This is a genomic window from Streptomyces sp. NPDC032822 (assembly GCF_055578825.1).
Map to the genome: position 1 here is coordinate 322,645 of NZ_JBVIOL010000005.1, position 14,561 is coordinate 337,205.

A 14,561-nucleotide genomic window follows, 5' to 3' on the forward strand; every position below is an offset into this window, starting at 1 on the left:
CACCCGCGTGCGCTCCCGGGGCCCGTGCCGACGGTCCGGCGTGTGGTGGTGCGGCCGGAACCGCCGGTGGCGAGGGGTCGGCAGCAGCGGCGCGGTGGCCGGTGACCGGAGGGGGCGTGGCCGCTCGGCGGTGACGGGGAGTGCCTCCGGGCGCCGCCCGGGCGGTGGAAGGGCTCGGCGGGGCGCCGCAGGGACGGCGGAGGGGCTCGCCGGCCGTCGTCGGGGGTGTGTGCCGGGGCCCGCCACCCGGCGGGATCCGGGGCTCGCAACCCCGCTGGCGCCCACCCCGCTACCGGCTGCCGGTAAATGCGTCTGGGCGCCCCCTGGAGCCTCCCCCACGACGACCTTGACACCTCCACCTGAGCATGGGCTACTGCGGATTGCGAAGCCGGGCGGATGCGACGGGGGTGAGTCTGCTGCCGGAGCCGCGCTATCCCACGACGACCGAACTGGTCGCGTCCGCAAGGGCGTTGGCCGCTCACCGACCGGGCGTGTGCGCCCTGAGGCAGGTGGGCGTCTCCCGGGCGGGCCGGCCCCTGCATCTGCTGTCCATGGGTCACGCCCGCCGTGCCGTACTGGTGGTCGCGGGCGCCCACGCCAACGAGCCGACCGGCGGCGCCACACTCATCGCGGTCGCGGAACGGGTGCTGCGCGAGCGGGAGTTGCGCGCCGACACGTCCTGGCACTTCCTGCTGTGCGCCGATCCCGACGGGGCGAGCCTCCATGTGACCCCGGCGCCGCGCAGCCTGTTCGACTACCACCTGGGGTTCTTCCGGCCCGCGGCTCCCGAGCAGCCGGAGTGGTCGCCCTCCGTCCTGCCCCCCGACCGGCTGCCGCCCGAGACGCGCGCCCTGACCGGGGTCATCGACGAGGTACGCCCCTACCTCCAGGTGACCCTGCACGGGACCGACCTGGGCGGCAGCTGGGTGCAGTTGACGAAGGAGGTCCCGGGTCTGGCCGAGCCGTTCGCCAAGTCCGCGGCGGAGCTGAACATCCCGGTGGAGACGGGCGCCTCGGACGCCGCGGGCTGGCCCGCGTCCGGACCCGGGGTGCACGTCATGCCCGCGCCGGGAGCGGGCGCGGCGTACCCGAGCATGCCGGACGACGCACGGCACAGCACCTGGCACCACGCCCACCGGTACGGCGGTCTGACGGCGGTCGTCGAGGTGCCGATGTGGGCGAGCGACCTGGTGGACGATCCGTCGCCGCATCCGGCGCCGGCCACGGCGATGCGCCGACTGGCGGCCCGGCTGCTGCGGGACTCGCGGGAGGTGGAGCGGGTGCTCGCCGAGGCGCAGCCGCGCCTGACGGGCGTCGACGGGCCCCTGCTGCGGGCCGTGCGGTGGGGGCTGGAGCTGGTGCCGGGGCTGGCCTCGGACTGGGTGCACACCCCGCCCGCCGACCGCAGCAGAGCGTATGTGGGCAGTGTCGACGCCTTCGGGCGCCGGCTGCCGCTGCGGACGGCGGCGATGCTGCTCCGGGTCCTCGTGGAGCACGACGACCGGGCGGCACCGCGTCTCGAACGGCTCGTCGCGACCTGGAGCGACTCCTTCGCCGCGCGTTTCCGGGCCCGCTGGGTGCCCTTGGAGCACCAGGTCGAGCACCAGGCCCGCACGGTCGTCTCGGCGGCGCTGCACGCCCGTGACCGGGTGCCGTGAGCGGCCCCCGTACGAGGTCGTACGGGGGCCGGTGCCACGCGCGCGTGCGGCGCCCGCCGGGCGTGGGTGGCGTCAGCCGGGCGTGGGTGGCGTCAGCCGTCCAGCGCGAACACCGCGCCCGTCCGTGCTCCCAGCACGCAGGCGTTCGAGAAGGTCTGCCGGTACTCGACGGGCCGTCCCCGCCACTCCCCCCGCGCGTGGGCGGTCACCGGTGCGTGGATCATCGGGCAGTACACGTCCCGGGGCGCGAGGGTGGCGATGTCGCCGCCCGCCGCCGTGAGTTCGGCGCAGGCCTGCGCGGCGCGTCCGTGGCCCTGGGGCGGGTCGCACAGCAGCAGGGTGCCGCGGGTGTCGCTGGAGCGGGCGTCGCCCGTGGTGACGGTGACGAAGAGCCAGTCACCCCGGGCGGACTCCTGGGGCGCCGCCTGCGCCGGGACGGCGGTGGCGAGGAGGAGGGCGGCCGCCGCGAGCAGGCCGCCCCGCAGCGCTGTCACTGTGGTGGTGTGGGTCATTCCCGGTGCATCGGCACGGCGGCCTCGGAACCCCACCCCGACTCACCCGAACGGGAGCACGCGGGCGCGTACCGTCCGGCGAGTTCGAAGGCGGCCAGCACCACCCGGGACTGGTACTCCACCTGACGCGCGACGGGGATCCAGCGTGCCCCGAAGCCGTCGTGGTAGTCGGCGCACCACGCGTCGACCAGCCGGTCGAGTTCCGGCAGCACGCCGGACGGGTCGGTGCCGGCCCGGGTGACGAGTTGGTGGAGCAGCCCCGCCGTCCGCAGGGCGAGGCGCCGGCCGGCGATCCGCAGGGCGGTCAGATGGGCGGCGCTCAGGGGCGGCAGCGACCGCTCGCCGACGACGACGTCGGGGTCCCAGGCGTCGGCGAGCCCTGGGCAGACCAGCAGGTAGTCCTCGACCGGGGCGAGCAGTCGGGCCGTGTCGGGGGCGGTGTCGAGGTGGGGCCGGATCCGGGCGAGGATCCGCTCCAGGAGGTCCACGTCGTGGCGCAGGGTGTGGCTGACGGTGCGGAGCGCCCCGGCGGTGTCGGCGGGCGGTCCGCCGTCCTCCACGGTGGCCACGCCCCACATGGGTGCTTCGACGACCGCGGTCACCGTGCCGTGCCGGTGCGGGTGGAACCAGGTGGACTCGACGGCGGCCTCGGTGATCGCCGCGGCCAGGTCGGTGGGTCTGGGCGGCGGTATCCGGTAGACGGCGGGCCCGAGGTTCGGCCAGTACAGGGTGTCGTAGGGGCCCAGTTCGCGCGGTATGCGCAGACGGGCCGCGGTGTGCGCGACGCGCTGGGCGAGGCCGGGCAGGTCGCGGGTGAGCTCGACGAAGCCGCCGCCGACGTCGACGCCGTGCAGCGAGCACTGGAAGAAGGGCCGCAGTTCGTCCTGGAGGTCGAGCAGGGCCCGGGTCTCGGGCAGTACGGCGTGGTCCGCGCCGTCGGGCAGCCATTCGGGCTGCTCCATGAAGCCGGGCCGGAAGAAGTTCCGGAAGTAGCGGCCCAGGGTGTACGGGCCGCGCAGCCAGCGTTCGTTGCGGCGCAGGCCGTCGGGGTCGAGGCAGAGCAGCAGGTTCCAGGTGGCGTCGGCGCCCGTGGTGAGCGTGGGATCGGCGAGGGCGCGCTCGGCCAGCCGCAGGACGGTGGCGCCGCCGACCGGTTCGTTGGCGTGCGGGCCGGCGACGACGAGGGCCTGGCGGCTGCCGTGTCCGACGGAGAGCAGCCACATCGGGGTGCCCGCGCGCGAGGTGCCGACCCGGCGCAGTCGGGCGTCCCCGGGGTGGCGGGCGGCGAGGGCTGCCGCCCGGGCGCCGAGTTCGTCGACGGTCGGGTAGCGGAGGAGGGGCGGCAGGGCACACCTCCACAATGTGGTGCCGTCGGTTCACCTGATGTGCATGGTGTACGCACAGTCAGTCACGACTTGACGGGTACGTCAACACCGTGCGGAGCAAAGCGACTTGAGGCACTTCGGTGCGTAAGGCGTGGGCCATGCCTAAGGGTTGGCTCAGTGGACGGAGAGCCGGAACGCCATCCGGCCGAAGCCGACCTGGTCGCCCTCGCGGACCACGGCCGCGCCGATGACCCGACGTCCGTTCACCGTCGTGCCGTTGGTCGAACCGAGGTCGCGCAGCACCCACAGGCCGCCCTGGCGACTGAGTTCGGCGTGCACCCGGGACACCGTCTCGTGGGTCAGCCGCAGCCCGTTGGCGGGGTCGCGGCCGATGCGCAGGGGGTGGCCGGCGCCGGGGTGGGGCAGCAGCAGCTTGGGCAGCCGCTCGGCCTGCCAGGCGCTGCGCAGCCGTACGGTGAAGCCGGAGACCGCCTCGACGGTGCCGAACACCGCCCGTGACAGGCGGCTCTCCGTGGGCAGGTCGGCGGTGAGCGCCACGAGTTCCTCGGAGCGGCGGGCCGAGAGCGCCAGTTCCATCCGGCGCACGAACGTGTCGTGCGAGAGCCGGCCCAGCGCGGCGCCGTCACGCAGCACCTTGAGCGCCTTGTCGCGCTCCGCGTCGGACAGCCGCGCGGGGTACGTGTTGAACTCGAATGACGACGTCACGTTCGTGATTGTCGGGCAGCGGACGCCGGGTGTCCAGAAGACACGGAAACGGCCGCCACGCGTGCGCACCTGGCGACACCTGCCGCAATGGGGCCGATTCACCGGCGCATTGATCGCGTGTGACGCACCATGGAGACCGGCGACATCCCGGTGAACAGACGTTAGGGGAACCGTCCGTGCAGTTCGAGGTGTGGGCACCGCAGGCCGATCGTGTGACGCTGCACGGCGAGGGCTTCACGCGCGCGTTGGCGCGCGATCCGGCCCGCGCCGGCTGGTGGCGGACCGAGGCGGAGGCGCGCGACGGCTCGCGGTACGGGTACGCGGTGGACGACGGGCCCGTGCTGCCCGACCCGCGGTCGCGCCGGCAGCCCGACGGCCCGGACGGGCTGAGCGCCGTCGTCGACCACGAGCGGTACGCGTGGCGCGCGCGGTGGGCGGGCCGTCCGCTGCCGGGCGCGGTGCTGTACGAGCTGCACGTGGGCACGTACACCCGCGAGGGCACCCTGGACGCGGCGGCCGAGCGACTCGGGCACCTCGTCGAACTGGGCGTCACCCACGTCGAGTTGATGCCGCTGTGCCCTTTCCCCGGGCGGCACGGCTGGGGGTACGAGGGGGTCTCGCTGTGGGCGGTGCACGAGCCCTACGGCGGCCCCGAGGCGCTGAAGCGCTTTGTCGACCGGGCGCACGAGCTGGGTCTCGGCGTGGTCCTGGACGTGGTGCACAACCACTTGGGCCCCTCGGGCAACTACCTTCCCGCGTTCGGCCCGTACTTCACCGACACCCACCACACGCCCTGGGGTTCGGCGGTGAACCTGGACGCGCCGGGCTCGGACGAGGTGCGGGCGTATCTGCTGGAGAGCGCGCTGTCGTGGCTGCGCGACTACCGGATCGACGGGCTGCGCCTGGACGCGGTGCACGCGCTGGCGGACACCCGCGCGTGCCACTTCCTGGAGGAGCTGTCGGCGGCCGTGGACGGCCTGTCCGGGGACCTGGACAGGCCGCTGTTCCTGATCGCCGAGTCGGACCTGAACGACCCGAGGGTCGTCACCCCGCGCGCGGGGGGCGGCTTCGGACTGCACGCGCAGTGGAACGACGACTTCCACCACGCCCTGCACACCGCGCTCACCGGTGAGTCCCAGGGCTACTACGGCGACTTCGCGCGCGCCCCGCTCGCGGCCGTCGCCAAGACGCTGACCGGCGGCTACTTCCACGACGGCACGTACTCGACGTTCCGGGAGCGGCACCACGGCCGCCGCCTGGACCACAACCGGGTCGCGGCGCACCGGCTCCTCGGCTACAGCCAGACCCATGACCAGGTCGGCAACCGCGCCCGGGGCGACCGCCTCGCCGCCTCCCTCTCGCCCGGCCTGCTGGCCTGCGCGGCGACCCTGACGCTCACCGCCCCCTTCACCCCGATGCTGTTCATGGGCGAGGAGTGGGCGGCGGGCACGCCCTGGCAGTTCTTCACCGACCACACCGACCCCGACCTCGCCGAGGCCGTACGGCGGGGCAGGCGGCGGGAGTTCACCGCGCACGGCTGGGCCGAGGAGGACGTCCCCGACCCGCAGGACCCCGCCACCCGGGACCGCTCCTGCCTCGACTGGTCCGAGCCCGAGCGTGAGCCGCACGCGCGCGTGCTGGCCTGGTACCGCAGGCTCATCGCCCTGCGCCACGAACAGCCGGACCTCACCGACCCGGACCTGGCCGACACGAAGGTGGCCTACGACGAGGAGAGGCGCTGGCTCGCCTTCCGGCGCGGGGACGTGCGGGTGGTCGTGAACCTGGCCGAGGAGCCCGCCGCGATCCCCCTCGGTTCCCGGCCCGCCCGGGTCCTCGCCGCGTGGGAGCCGGTGGAGGTGCCGGGCGCGGACGGGGGGACGCTGCATGTGCCCGGCGAGTCGTGCGTGGTGTTCCTCCAGGACTGAGACCGGGCCCGGCGCTCCCCGGGAGCGGTCGCGGGGGGCTGCTAGAGGCTGTCGTCCGGGTCGTCGTCGCGCAGTTCCGTCACCCGTTCCAGCAGGATCGCCTCCCAGGTGCGTCGCAGCCGGGTCCTGAGCAGGGGCAGCGGGGTGTCGTCGCGGCCTTCCAGCCGGGCGGCGAGGTGGACGACGGCGTCGCAGCGGGCCAGCCAGAGGCCGCGCAGACAGGGGCGGGCACCGTAGCCGGCGAGGGTGGCGGCGCGGACGGCGGCCGGGGAGCCCACCGCGCGGGCGAGACCGGCGATGTCCTCGGCGGGGTCGCCGAGGACCGCCTCGGTCCAGTCCAGGACCCCGCGCACCCTGCCGTCGGCGCTGACCACGAGGTGGTCGCCGGTCAGGCCGTGGTGGACGAGGACGGCGGTGCCGGGCTGGGCGGCGAGCTGGACCGCGGCTGCGGCCGTGAGCTGCTGGAGGCGGGCCGGGTCGAACTCGTCGGCCTTGCCGAGGTGTCCGGCGGCCCGCTCGGCCTCCCGCCGCAGCCCCTCCAGGGAACGCGGGCCTGCGCGGGGCACCCCGAGCGCCTCGCTCTGCCGTACGGGCACCTCGCGCAGGCCCGTGAGCAGCCCGGCCAGGTCGGCCTCGCCGACGGCGGACACCTCGTGGTCCTCGCCCGAGCCGCCGGGCACCTTGGTGTCCAGCGTGTAGGTCAGTCCGGGCGCCCACTCGCCGTGCGCCACGCTCGTCGGCACCGCGACCGGCAGGTGGGGGCGGACGAGGTCGCGCAGGCGCAGTTCGCGGCGTCGGCGGGCGGCGGCCTCGCGGTCGGGGGCGAGGCGCAGCACATGGCGGCCGCCGACCCACCAGGTGGCGGGTTCGCCGCCCTCGGTGACGGGCCGCACGTCGGGTCCGGTCCGGACGTCCCGCCCGGCGGCGTCGGCCGCGCCCTCCTTGAGCAGGGTGCGGACCAGGCGTCGGACGGTGTCCGCGGTGGGGGTCGGTGCCTGGGTCATGGTCGCGCCGGTCGTGCCGCTGACGGGGCCGGCTCGTCCACGATCACCATCTCGCGGCTCGTGTCGTTGAGGCGACGGCCGCCGTCCTCGGTGACCGTGACGATGTCCTCGATGCGGACCCCGAACCGGCCCGGCAGATAGACGCCGGGCTCCACGGAGAAACACATGCCGGGCACGAGGGGCCGTTCCTCGCCCTCGATCATGTACGGCGGCTCGTGCGTGGTGACGCCGATGCCGTGCCCGGTGCGGTGGACGAAGTACTCGCCGTACCCGGCGTCGGCGATGACCGCGCGGGCCGCCCGGTCGACCTCCTGGCAGGCGACGCCGGGCCGTACCGCCCGGAAGCCCGCCTCCTGGGCCTCGCGCACCAGGTCGTGCACCCGGCGTTCCTCGTCGGTGGGCTCGCCGACGTGGACCGTGCGGGAGGTGTCGGAGCCGTAGCCGTCCTTGAGGCCGCCGAAGTCCAGGACGACCATGTCGCCGCGCTCGACCACCCGGTCGCCGACCTCGTGGTGCGGATGGGCGCCGTTCGGACCGGAGGCGACGATGGTGAAGTCGACCTGTTCGTGGCCGTGCTCGCGCAGCAGCCGGTCGAGGTCCGCGGCGATCTGTGTCTCCCTGCGGCCGGCGAAGGGAACGTTCCTGATCTCCTCGAACGTGGCGTCCGCCGCGGCGCCCGCGGCGGCCAGCAGTTCCAGCTCGGCCGCGTCCTTGACGGCGCGCAGCATCGGCAGGGCCTCGGTGAGGGAGGCGTAGGAGGTGCCGGGCAGCGTCTTCTGGAGTCCCAGGAGGTGCAGCGCCCAGGCGTTGTCGCTGACGCCGAAGCGGCCGGAGGCGTCGAGGAGGGCCGCGGTGGCGGCGTAGGGGTCCTTGCCGTCGGTCCAGTCCCGCAGGGTCAGGGCGGACGCTCCGGACGCCTTCGCGGCGTCCGGGGCCTCCAGGGTGGGGACGACCAGGACGGGGTCCTGTCCGGGTGCGAGGACCAGCAGGGTGAGCCGTTCGGTGGTCGCGGTGGGCGCGTAGCCCGTCAGCCACACCAGGTCCGGTCCCGGCGCCACCAGCAGACCGGCCAGCCCTGCCTCGGCGGCCTCGCTCGCCGCCCGCTCCATGCGGGCCCGGTAGTCGTCGGCGGTGAAGGGCGCGGCCGTGCTGCCGGTCATCCGGGCCTCCCTGGGCGGGTGAAGGGACTACGGGCAGCATCCTGCCCGCACAGCGAGGCCCGCGCGAGCCGGTTGCCGTGTCTTTTGTGTGTGTCCTGGGGCATCTCGCCCCATGGCCGATCGCTGCGTGACCATGAGCGGCAATGCCCGGATCGGCTCCATCCACCGGACGCACCCCATCAGGCACACCTCACGGGGAGGCACCCGCCGTGGCCGTCCCCGCGCACACCGGTGATCCGATGCCGGGCGCCCGCCGGTCGTCGGGCCGGGGGTGGCGTGGACGCCGTGGCTGCCCCGGGGACGGCGAAGGGGGGTACCGATCGGGACGTGCCGGTTCGGGCCGCCCCTTCACGGGGCGGCCGACGCGGGGCGGCCGACGAGGCCCTCCCGGGTGGTCAGGTGACGACGCCCGGGACGACCGTCAACTGCTGGTATCCCCCGCTCTTGTGGCGCACCGTCAGCACGATCTCCCTGCCGGGGCGGGTGGCGGCGACGGCTCGGGCGAGGTCGGCCGCCGAGTCGACACGGGTACGGCCGAACGCGAGGAGGACGTCCCCGCGGACCAGGCCCGCCGTGTACCCCGGGCCGGGGACATGGACGCCGACGACCAGCGCGCCGGCCTTCTCGGCGTCCACCGCCTCCAGGCCCAGGGTCGCGCCGACATGCGCCGGGGACCTCCCGGCCGACGCGGAGGCGCCGGGGTGCGCCGGGGCGGACGCGTTCCCCCGGCCGCCCTGCGCTGCCTGCGCCGACCCGGTGGGGTGCCCCTGCTGCCCGGCCTGCCGTTGGAGTTCGGCGAGCCTGCTCATGCCGATCACCGTGGCGCCGACCGTGCCGAGGCCGACCCCGGACAGCACCAGGACCGTGCCGACGCACAGGGCGAACAGCAGGGCCCGCAGCCGCCGGCCGCGCCGCCGCGCGGCGTGCGGACGCCGGGCACTGGGCCCGGTGCCGCCGCCGGGCTCCTGACCGGGCATCGGCTTGGGACGCAACGCAGTCTGTTCCATGGCTCGCCTCCGGCTGCTCCGGATCGCCTCCGGCCCACGCGGATCGATCCCGGCTGAGCACTACCCGGCGCGCGGGCCCACCACGAGCCACGAACGAGTGAGACTGACCGGCGGGCGGGAGCGGGAAGCCATCCGGGAAGCCCCCGCACGCCGGTGGGCGTCAGCCGATGGGCACGGCGGGAGGCCGGTCCGGGAGGAAGCCGTGGGCCCGGCGGGCCAGGTACTCGGCCTTGTAGCGGTCGACCTCGCGATGCCAGTGCAGGATGCCCGCCAGCCAGTTCCGCAGGTCGTCCACATAGTCCCGCATGATGCCGCGGGCCTCCTCGGACAGGGCGAAGTCCTCGTACACGACGGGCAGTTCGTGTTCGACGACGTGCTCGAACTGCTGCATCCGCTGGGTCATCAGGTCGTGGACGACGCCGAGCGCGGTCGGGTAGTCGATGCCGAAGAAGTTCTGCACGACGAGGATCGCGTTGTGGACCTCGCCCTCGTACTCGATCTCCTTCTGGTAGGAGAAGACGTCGTTGGTCAGACACGCGTAGTCGATGGCCGCGTTCTCCAGGGAGCGGACGGGGCCGCTGCGGTAGACCTCCGGCGGTACGGCCGGGCCGTGGCCCATGCGGCACAGGCTCAGGGTGAGGTCGGAGCCGAAGGTGGCGCGGCGCATCTCCAGGTAGTCGACCGGGTCGGGGATGCGGTTCTGGAGCTGGTTGCCCAGTTCCCACACCCAGCTCTCGGTCATCTTGTTCACCGCGTCCTTCAGGGTGCGCCGCTGGTCGGGCGTCATCTGCGCGGTCGTGCGGGCCCACAGGTCGATGAGCCCGTGTTCCATGGCGTTGACCGGGACGGGGACCGGCTCGCCGTCGACGGGCATACAGGTCGCCAGCCGCTCGGTGGTGACGCGGGCGGCGGCCAGGTCGCGGCGGTTGCCGAAGACGAGCGGGTAGTAGTCGTCGCCGTACGTCCCCCAGGCCAGCCACTGGGAACTGAGGTCCAGGGCCTCGGCGGTGGCGTCCGGGTCGAGGCCCGCCGCGCACAGCGGGAGGTCGGAGGCGGCGAGTTTGTCCTCGTCCCAGACCCCCTCTTCGAGCATGCCCACGCTGTGCATCCACTCGGTGAGCCGAGGGCGGGCGGCGGCCAGGTGCGGACTGTGCGTGACCGCGAAAGGCATGTGGAAGTCGGGGAGTCGGGACGGCCCGACCTTCTGGTACGGCACATGTGTGTAGGCGCGCAGGCGTTCGGCACCGGCCGAGGCGAGCAGCGCGCGGACGTCGGAGGCGGAGGTGCCGGGGCCGGTCGGCCCCTGCCAGGGCGCGGTGGACCGTCCCCGTGCGTTCATGTACCTGCTGGACCGCAGGTGCCATTCGTGGCCGCCGGACTGCCAGTCCTGGAGCCCCTGGGCGTACTGGGCGACCGCCGCCACCTCGTGCGGGGCGAGCCCCCGGTCCAGGGCCAGGGCGGGCACCTCGGTCAGCGCGGTGTGCTCGAACTGGTGGAGGCGGGAGGTGAGGACGTCGTTGACGGTCTCGGCGGCCTCCTGGGTGGTGCAGCCGAAGAAGGTCTCCAGGACGAGCACGCCGTTGCTGAGCTCGCCCTCGTCCTCGACCTCGCGCTGGTAGGAGAACAGGTCGTTGCGCAGGTGCACGCCGTCGGAGAAGGCCTCCATCAGGACCCGCAGCGGCCTCGACTCGGCGACGGACTGCGGGACTTCGGCGGTCGCGTACTCCACCAGCCCGGCCGACCAGGGGGCGCCACCCACCTTGCGGCGCATCTCGATGTACTCGACGGGATTGGCGACCCGTCCCTCGTTGATGTTGGACAGCTCCCACAGGGACTCGTTGAGGAGGTGCTCGGTGGCGACCGAGAAGCGGCGGCGCCAGTCCGCGGACATCGAGGGCACGGTCCGCGTCCACAGGTCGGCGAGGCCCGCCTCGACCGGGTTCTGCGGTTCGGGCATCGGCGTGGACAGGTCCATCGGCATGAACAGGGGCAGCCGGTCCAGGTAGGCCTTGCCTCCGGCGCGGTCCTGGGTGCGCTTGAAGATCTCCAGGAAGTGGTCGTCGAAGAAGAAGACCCACACGTACCAGTCGGTGATCAGCGAGAGGGCGGGTCCGTCGCAGTCGGGGTGGGTATAGGCGCAGAGCAGGCCGTAGTCGTGTGCGTCCAGGTCGGCCTGCTCCCAGACCCCGGACCCCTCCAGCATGCCCATCTCGCGGGCCCACTCGGTGGAGTGGGCCCGGGCCTCGTCGAGGTGCGGGTTCAGCCGCGCGGCATACGGCATGTAGAAGTGCGGGAGTTCGAAGGGCTGCTGCGTCATGGCCGGGGCCTTACCCAGGGCTCCGCAAGGGCATCCGCGCGCGCGGACATGATCACACCATCGCGTGAATCGGGGGCGAATCGGGGACGCGGCTCGTCCTTGTGGGTGTCCGGCTCACCTCGTCCGGCCGCGTACCGCCCGGCCCACCTGCGCCCGCAGCGCCACGAACTCCGGCAGGCCCCGGGTGAGGATCTGGTCCCGTTCGCCGGGCAGCCGGACCGGCAGGTCCAGGGCGGTCTTCGAGCCGGGTCCGGGGGTGAGGACGACGACCCGGTCGCCGAGGCAGACGCTCTCGTCGATGTCGTGGGTGACGAAGACGATGGTCGTGCCGTCGGTGTGGTGGACCTTCAGGAGCAGGTCCTCCAGGTCCTCGCGGCTCTGGGCGTCCAGGGAGCCGAAGGGTTCGTCATGAGGAGGAGGGTGGCAGGGCGACGCGCCGACGGCCGGGGTGCGAGGGACGGCGGACCACGATGCGCCGGTCTCCTTCGACTGCCCGTCGGCGGGACGTACGGCACCCACCGGTACGGGTCGGCGGCGCACCGCCCCTCACTGCCTGACCTGGATCAGCGCATGGGTCCCGCCGGTCCGCCAGCGCTGTCCCTCGGCGGCGACCAACGCGGCCTCCGTGTCCGCGGCGAGGCCGGTGATCACGTCGGACTTCAGGGTGCGCAGGGCGGCGACCCGGCCGGGGAAGTGGGCCGTGACGTCGGCGAAGGGCGTGGTCGGGGGCCATCGCCGGTCACCCACCAGACGGCGGTAGTTGAGGTCGCCCTTCACCACGGTCAGGGCGGCCCCGGCGAGTTCGACGCGGAGGTCGTCGGGCAGGTCCGCGTACGGCAGCGGGGCGGCGGCGAAGGGGTGGGCGCGGACCGTGAGGCGGCCGTCGGCCATGGCGGACCGGAGGAGGCGGCCGTACTCGGCGGCCCGGCCCGGGGCGTCCGCGATCCGGCGCAGCGCGTCGACCAGGTCGGCGGTGGTCGCGTCGGAGACGTAGTAGGGGTACGGCTTGAGGTGCAGTACGGCCCGCTCGACCCGGCCGTGGGTGAGGAGGTGGGCGATGAGCAGCAGGTCGGGGATCAGTTCGCGGCCCGCGTTGTCGGCGATCAGGCACAGCGTGCCCTCGCCCGTCAGGAGCGACCGGAGGGTGTCGCTGTCGTCGGCGACCAGACCCGGGGCGGCGTCCCGCGCCTCCGCCTCGGCATCGGAGAGACGAAAGCCGAGGTCGGCGCGGTTGCCCCACAGCGAGCCGTGCAGCAGGGCCGCGGCCTGTTCGTCCTCGGGCCGGCCGGCGAGGTCGTCCAGGGCGGCCAGTTCCTCGTCGGTCTCCCGTGAGCCGAGCTCGGCCAGCTTGGAGGGGCGGAAGGGGTCGATGCCCTGCCAGGGGCCCGGGCCGAAGTAGCCGACGGCGTCCAGGAGCCGACGGTAGAAGTAGCTCTCGGACCACAGCCAGGGCACGTCGAACCAGGAGCGCCCGAGGTACCCGTCGATCCCCCAGCTCTTCCAGTGGTCCCGGTCGTGCGCGTCGACGGGCAGCGGCTCGACGACCCCCTCGGTGCACTGTGCGACCAGCTCGTCGAGAGCCCGGTGCTGCTCCGGACCGTACGGAAACGCCTCCCGCACCTGCCGGACGATGGCCGGATGCCGCTCGGCGAGCACGCTGTACGGGAACGAGCCGGGTTCGTTGCCAAGGATCACCGGCGGGGGCGGGGGTGGCGTGGAGGGCATGCGGCTCACGGTATCGCGCGGGTCTAGGCGGCCGGGGGTGCGACGGGGGGCGGCGGGGTCGGGGGCGGCGACGCCGCGAGAGGGGCGGGCGGGCGCGCGGTGCGGCGAGGAAGGCGGGCCGCGTGGGTACGGGGCGCCGCCGTGGAGACCTGCCGGCCCAGGACCGCGCGGACGGCGAACTCGGCCTCGTCGACGGTCCGCGGGACGCGCCGGCCGGGGGCCTTGTCCACCAGGGCCGCGAGCAACGGATCTGTGCGCAGCGGATCCGTGCGCAGCTGGTCGTCCACGGCGACGGGGTCGGCGTCCAGGTCGAGCAGGCGACGGCAGCGGCTCCGCAGGCCGGGCGGGCACGCGGCTCGGCGGCGCCGCGTGCCCGCCCGGGCAGGCGGTCCCGCGGCCCGCACAACGCCCGGCCACGACACCCCGTGCACCCCGGACCGGCCCTGCACCGCACCCACCCCGGATCCGTCGCTCCCGCCGCCCGCGTCCGATGCCGTCGCGTCTCGAACCCGACGATGCCGCCGCTCAGACGGCCCGGGTCTCCCGTTCCAGCTGGGTGACCAGGGTCAGGTAGCGGGCGCGGCGGGGGACGGGGACCAGGCCTCGGATGAGGAGGTGCCACATTTCGGCGAGTCGGCGGGGCTGGCGGGTGACGGGTTCGAGGTGGCGGCTGACGACGCGGGTGCCGACGAAGGAGCAGACGAGGGAGTGCGCGGCGGCGTCGATGTCGGTGTCCGGGTGCAGGTCGGACTCCTTGACCGCGCCGAGGAGCTTGCGGGAGGCGATGTCCAGCCACTCGGTGAACGGGTGTCTGAGCGGATCGCGTACCTCCACTCCCCCGGTGGCGAGCCGGAGGCCGGCCCGCGGGATCGGGTCCTCGACGGAGAGGTGCGCGATGCCGAACGTGAGACGCATCAGGGCTTCGAGCGAGGAGGAGCTCCGGGCCTCCATCTCGTGCGCCAGGCCGCGCGAGGCCCGGGACTGGAGTTCCATGATCGCGTGGGCCAGGTCCTCCTTGGCCGCGAAGTGGAAGTAGAGGGCACCCTTGGTGACCTGGGCGTGTTCGACGATGTCGCTCAGGCTGGTCGATTCGTAGCCGTGCCGGTCGAACAGGTCGGCTGCGGCCGTGATGATCGTCGCGCGGGTCTGCTCGGCGCGTAACTGCCTCGGCATCGACGGGACACTCCTGGTGCGGGAAAGAA

12 protein-coding genes and 1 pseudogene are annotated in these 14,561 nt (G+C 74.1%); 2 read left to right on the forward strand and 11 right to left on the reverse strand.

Going from position 1 to position 14,561, the window contains the following annotated elements:
* The first annotated feature begins 407 nt into the window (after nucleotides 1-407).
* A complete protein-coding gene (locus ACZ5VD_RS17030; protein ID WP_468548119.1) occupies nucleotides 408-1,658 on the forward strand; it encodes a M14 family zinc carboxypeptidase in 1,251 nt (416 codons plus the stop codon).
* 92 nt (nucleotides 1,659-1,750) lie between these two features.
* Here ACZ5VD_RS17030 and ACZ5VD_RS17035 read toward each other — a convergent pair whose 3' ends face one another.
* From ACZ5VD_RS17035 to ACZ5VD_RS17045, 3 genes are all read right to left on the reverse strand, one after another.
* Entirely contained in the window at nucleotides 1,751-2,170 is a 420-nt protein-coding gene (locus ACZ5VD_RS17035) for an SSI family serine proteinase inhibitor (RefSeq protein WP_468548120.1), read from the reverse strand.
* A complete protein-coding gene (locus ACZ5VD_RS17040; RefSeq protein WP_468682591.1) occupies nucleotides 2,167-3,531 on the reverse strand; it encodes a M14 family zinc carboxypeptidase in 1,365 nt (454 codons plus the stop codon). Before ACZ5VD_RS17040 ends, ACZ5VD_RS17035 begins: the two co-directional genes overlap by 4 nt.
* Nucleotides 3,532-3,669: 138 nt before the next feature.
* Nucleotides 3,670-4,221, reverse strand: a complete 552-nt coding sequence (locus ACZ5VD_RS17045; RefSeq protein WP_468548122.1) for an FHA domain-containing protein — start codon at nucleotides 4,219-4,221, stop codon at nucleotides 3,670-3,672.
* A 176-nt stretch (nucleotides 4,222-4,397) separates the two neighbouring features.
* On the opposite strand from ACZ5VD_RS17045, the gene treZ reads away from it, so the two are divergent.
* Complete coding sequence (treZ, locus tag ACZ5VD_RS17050; RefSeq protein WP_468548123.1) at nucleotides 4,398-6,146, forward strand: malto-oligosyltrehalose trehalohydrolase; 1,749 nt, start codon at nucleotides 4,398-4,400, stop codon at nucleotides 6,144-6,146.
* A gap of 41 nt (nucleotides 6,147-6,187) precedes the next feature.
* On the opposite strand, the gene ACZ5VD_RS17055 is transcribed toward treZ, so the two are convergent.
* From ACZ5VD_RS17055 to ACZ5VD_RS17090, 8 genes and pseudogenes are all read right to left on the reverse strand, one after another.
* On the reverse strand, nucleotides 6,188-7,150 hold the full coding sequence (locus ACZ5VD_RS17055) for an aminoglycoside phosphotransferase family protein (RefSeq protein WP_468548124.1): 963 nt from the start codon (nucleotides 7,148-7,150) through the stop codon (nucleotides 6,188-6,190).
* Nucleotides 7,147-8,310, reverse strand: coding sequence for an aminopeptidase P family protein (locus ACZ5VD_RS17060; RefSeq protein WP_468682592.1), 1,164 nt, complete (start codon nucleotides 8,308-8,310; stop codon nucleotides 7,147-7,149). Before ACZ5VD_RS17060 ends, ACZ5VD_RS17055 begins: the two co-directional genes overlap by 4 nt.
* Nucleotides 8,311-8,705: 395 nt before the next feature.
* A complete protein-coding gene (locus ACZ5VD_RS17065; protein ID WP_468548126.1) occupies nucleotides 8,706-9,317 on the reverse strand; it encodes a PDZ domain-containing protein in 612 nt (203 codons plus the stop codon).
* 160 nt (nucleotides 9,318-9,477) lie between these two features.
* Nucleotides 9,478-11,634 carry a germacradienol/geosmin synthase Cyc2 gene (cyc2, locus tag ACZ5VD_RS17070; RefSeq protein WP_468548127.1) on the reverse strand — a complete coding sequence of 719 codons (2,157 nt, stop codon included), beginning with the start codon at nucleotides 11,632-11,634 and terminating at the stop codon, nucleotides 9,478-9,480.
* Between the two features lie 114 nt (nucleotides 11,635-11,748).
* A complete protein-coding gene (locus tag ACZ5VD_RS17075; RefSeq protein ID WP_468548128.1) occupies nucleotides 11,749-12,174 on the reverse strand; it encodes a hypothetical protein in 426 nt (141 codons plus the stop codon).
* Nucleotides 12,175-12,180: 6 nt separating this feature from the next.
* The gene (locus ACZ5VD_RS17080) at nucleotides 12,181-13,359 is read right to left on the reverse strand and encodes a damage-control phosphatase ARMT1 family protein (RefSeq protein WP_468548129.1); all 1,179 of its coding nucleotides are present in this window, start codon (nucleotides 13,357-13,359) and stop codon (nucleotides 12,181-12,183) included.
* 89 nt (nucleotides 13,360-13,448) lie between these two features.
* Nucleotides 13,449-13,691: pseudogene (locus tag ACZ5VD_RS17085) on the reverse strand (AlkA N-terminal domain-containing protein); the annotation flags it as partial.
* A gap of 193 nt (nucleotides 13,692-13,884) precedes the next feature.
* A complete protein-coding gene (locus tag ACZ5VD_RS17090; protein WP_468548130.1) occupies nucleotides 13,885-14,532 on the reverse strand; it encodes a ScbR family autoregulator-binding transcription factor in 648 nt (215 codons plus the stop codon).
* Between the last annotated feature and the right edge of the window lie 29 nt (nucleotides 14,533-14,561).

What these genes read in the sequence shown, in the direction of transcription:
- ACZ5VD_RS17035 (WP_468548120.1), bottom strand. Translation starts at nt 2,170, where the DNA reads ATGACCCACACCACCACAGTGACAGCGCTGCGGGGCGGCCTGCTCGCG.
- ACZ5VD_RS17065 (WP_468548126.1), bottom strand. Translation starts at nt 9,317, where the DNA reads ATGGAACAGACTGCGTTGCGTCCCAAGCCGATGCCCGGTCAGGAGCCC.
- ACZ5VD_RS17080 (WP_468548129.1), bottom strand. Translation starts at nt 13,359, where the DNA reads ATGCCCTCCACGCCACCCCCGCCCCCGCCGGTGATCCTTGGCAACGAA.
- ACZ5VD_RS17090 (WP_468548130.1), bottom strand. Translation starts at nt 14,532, where the DNA reads ATGCCGAGGCAGTTACGCGCCGAGCAGACCCGCGCGACGATCATCACG.
- ACZ5VD_RS17055 (WP_468548124.1), bottom strand. Translation starts at nt 7,150, where the DNA reads ATGACCCAGGCACCGACCCCCACCGCGGACACCGTCCGACGCCTGGTC.
- cyc2 (WP_468548127.1), bottom strand. Translation starts at nt 11,634, where the DNA reads ATGACGCAGCAGCCCTTCGAACTCCCGCACTTCTACATGCCGTATGCC.
- ACZ5VD_RS17060 (WP_468682592.1), bottom strand. Translation starts at nt 8,310, where the DNA reads ATGACCGGCAGCACGGCCGCGCCCTTCACCGCCGACGACTACCGGGCC.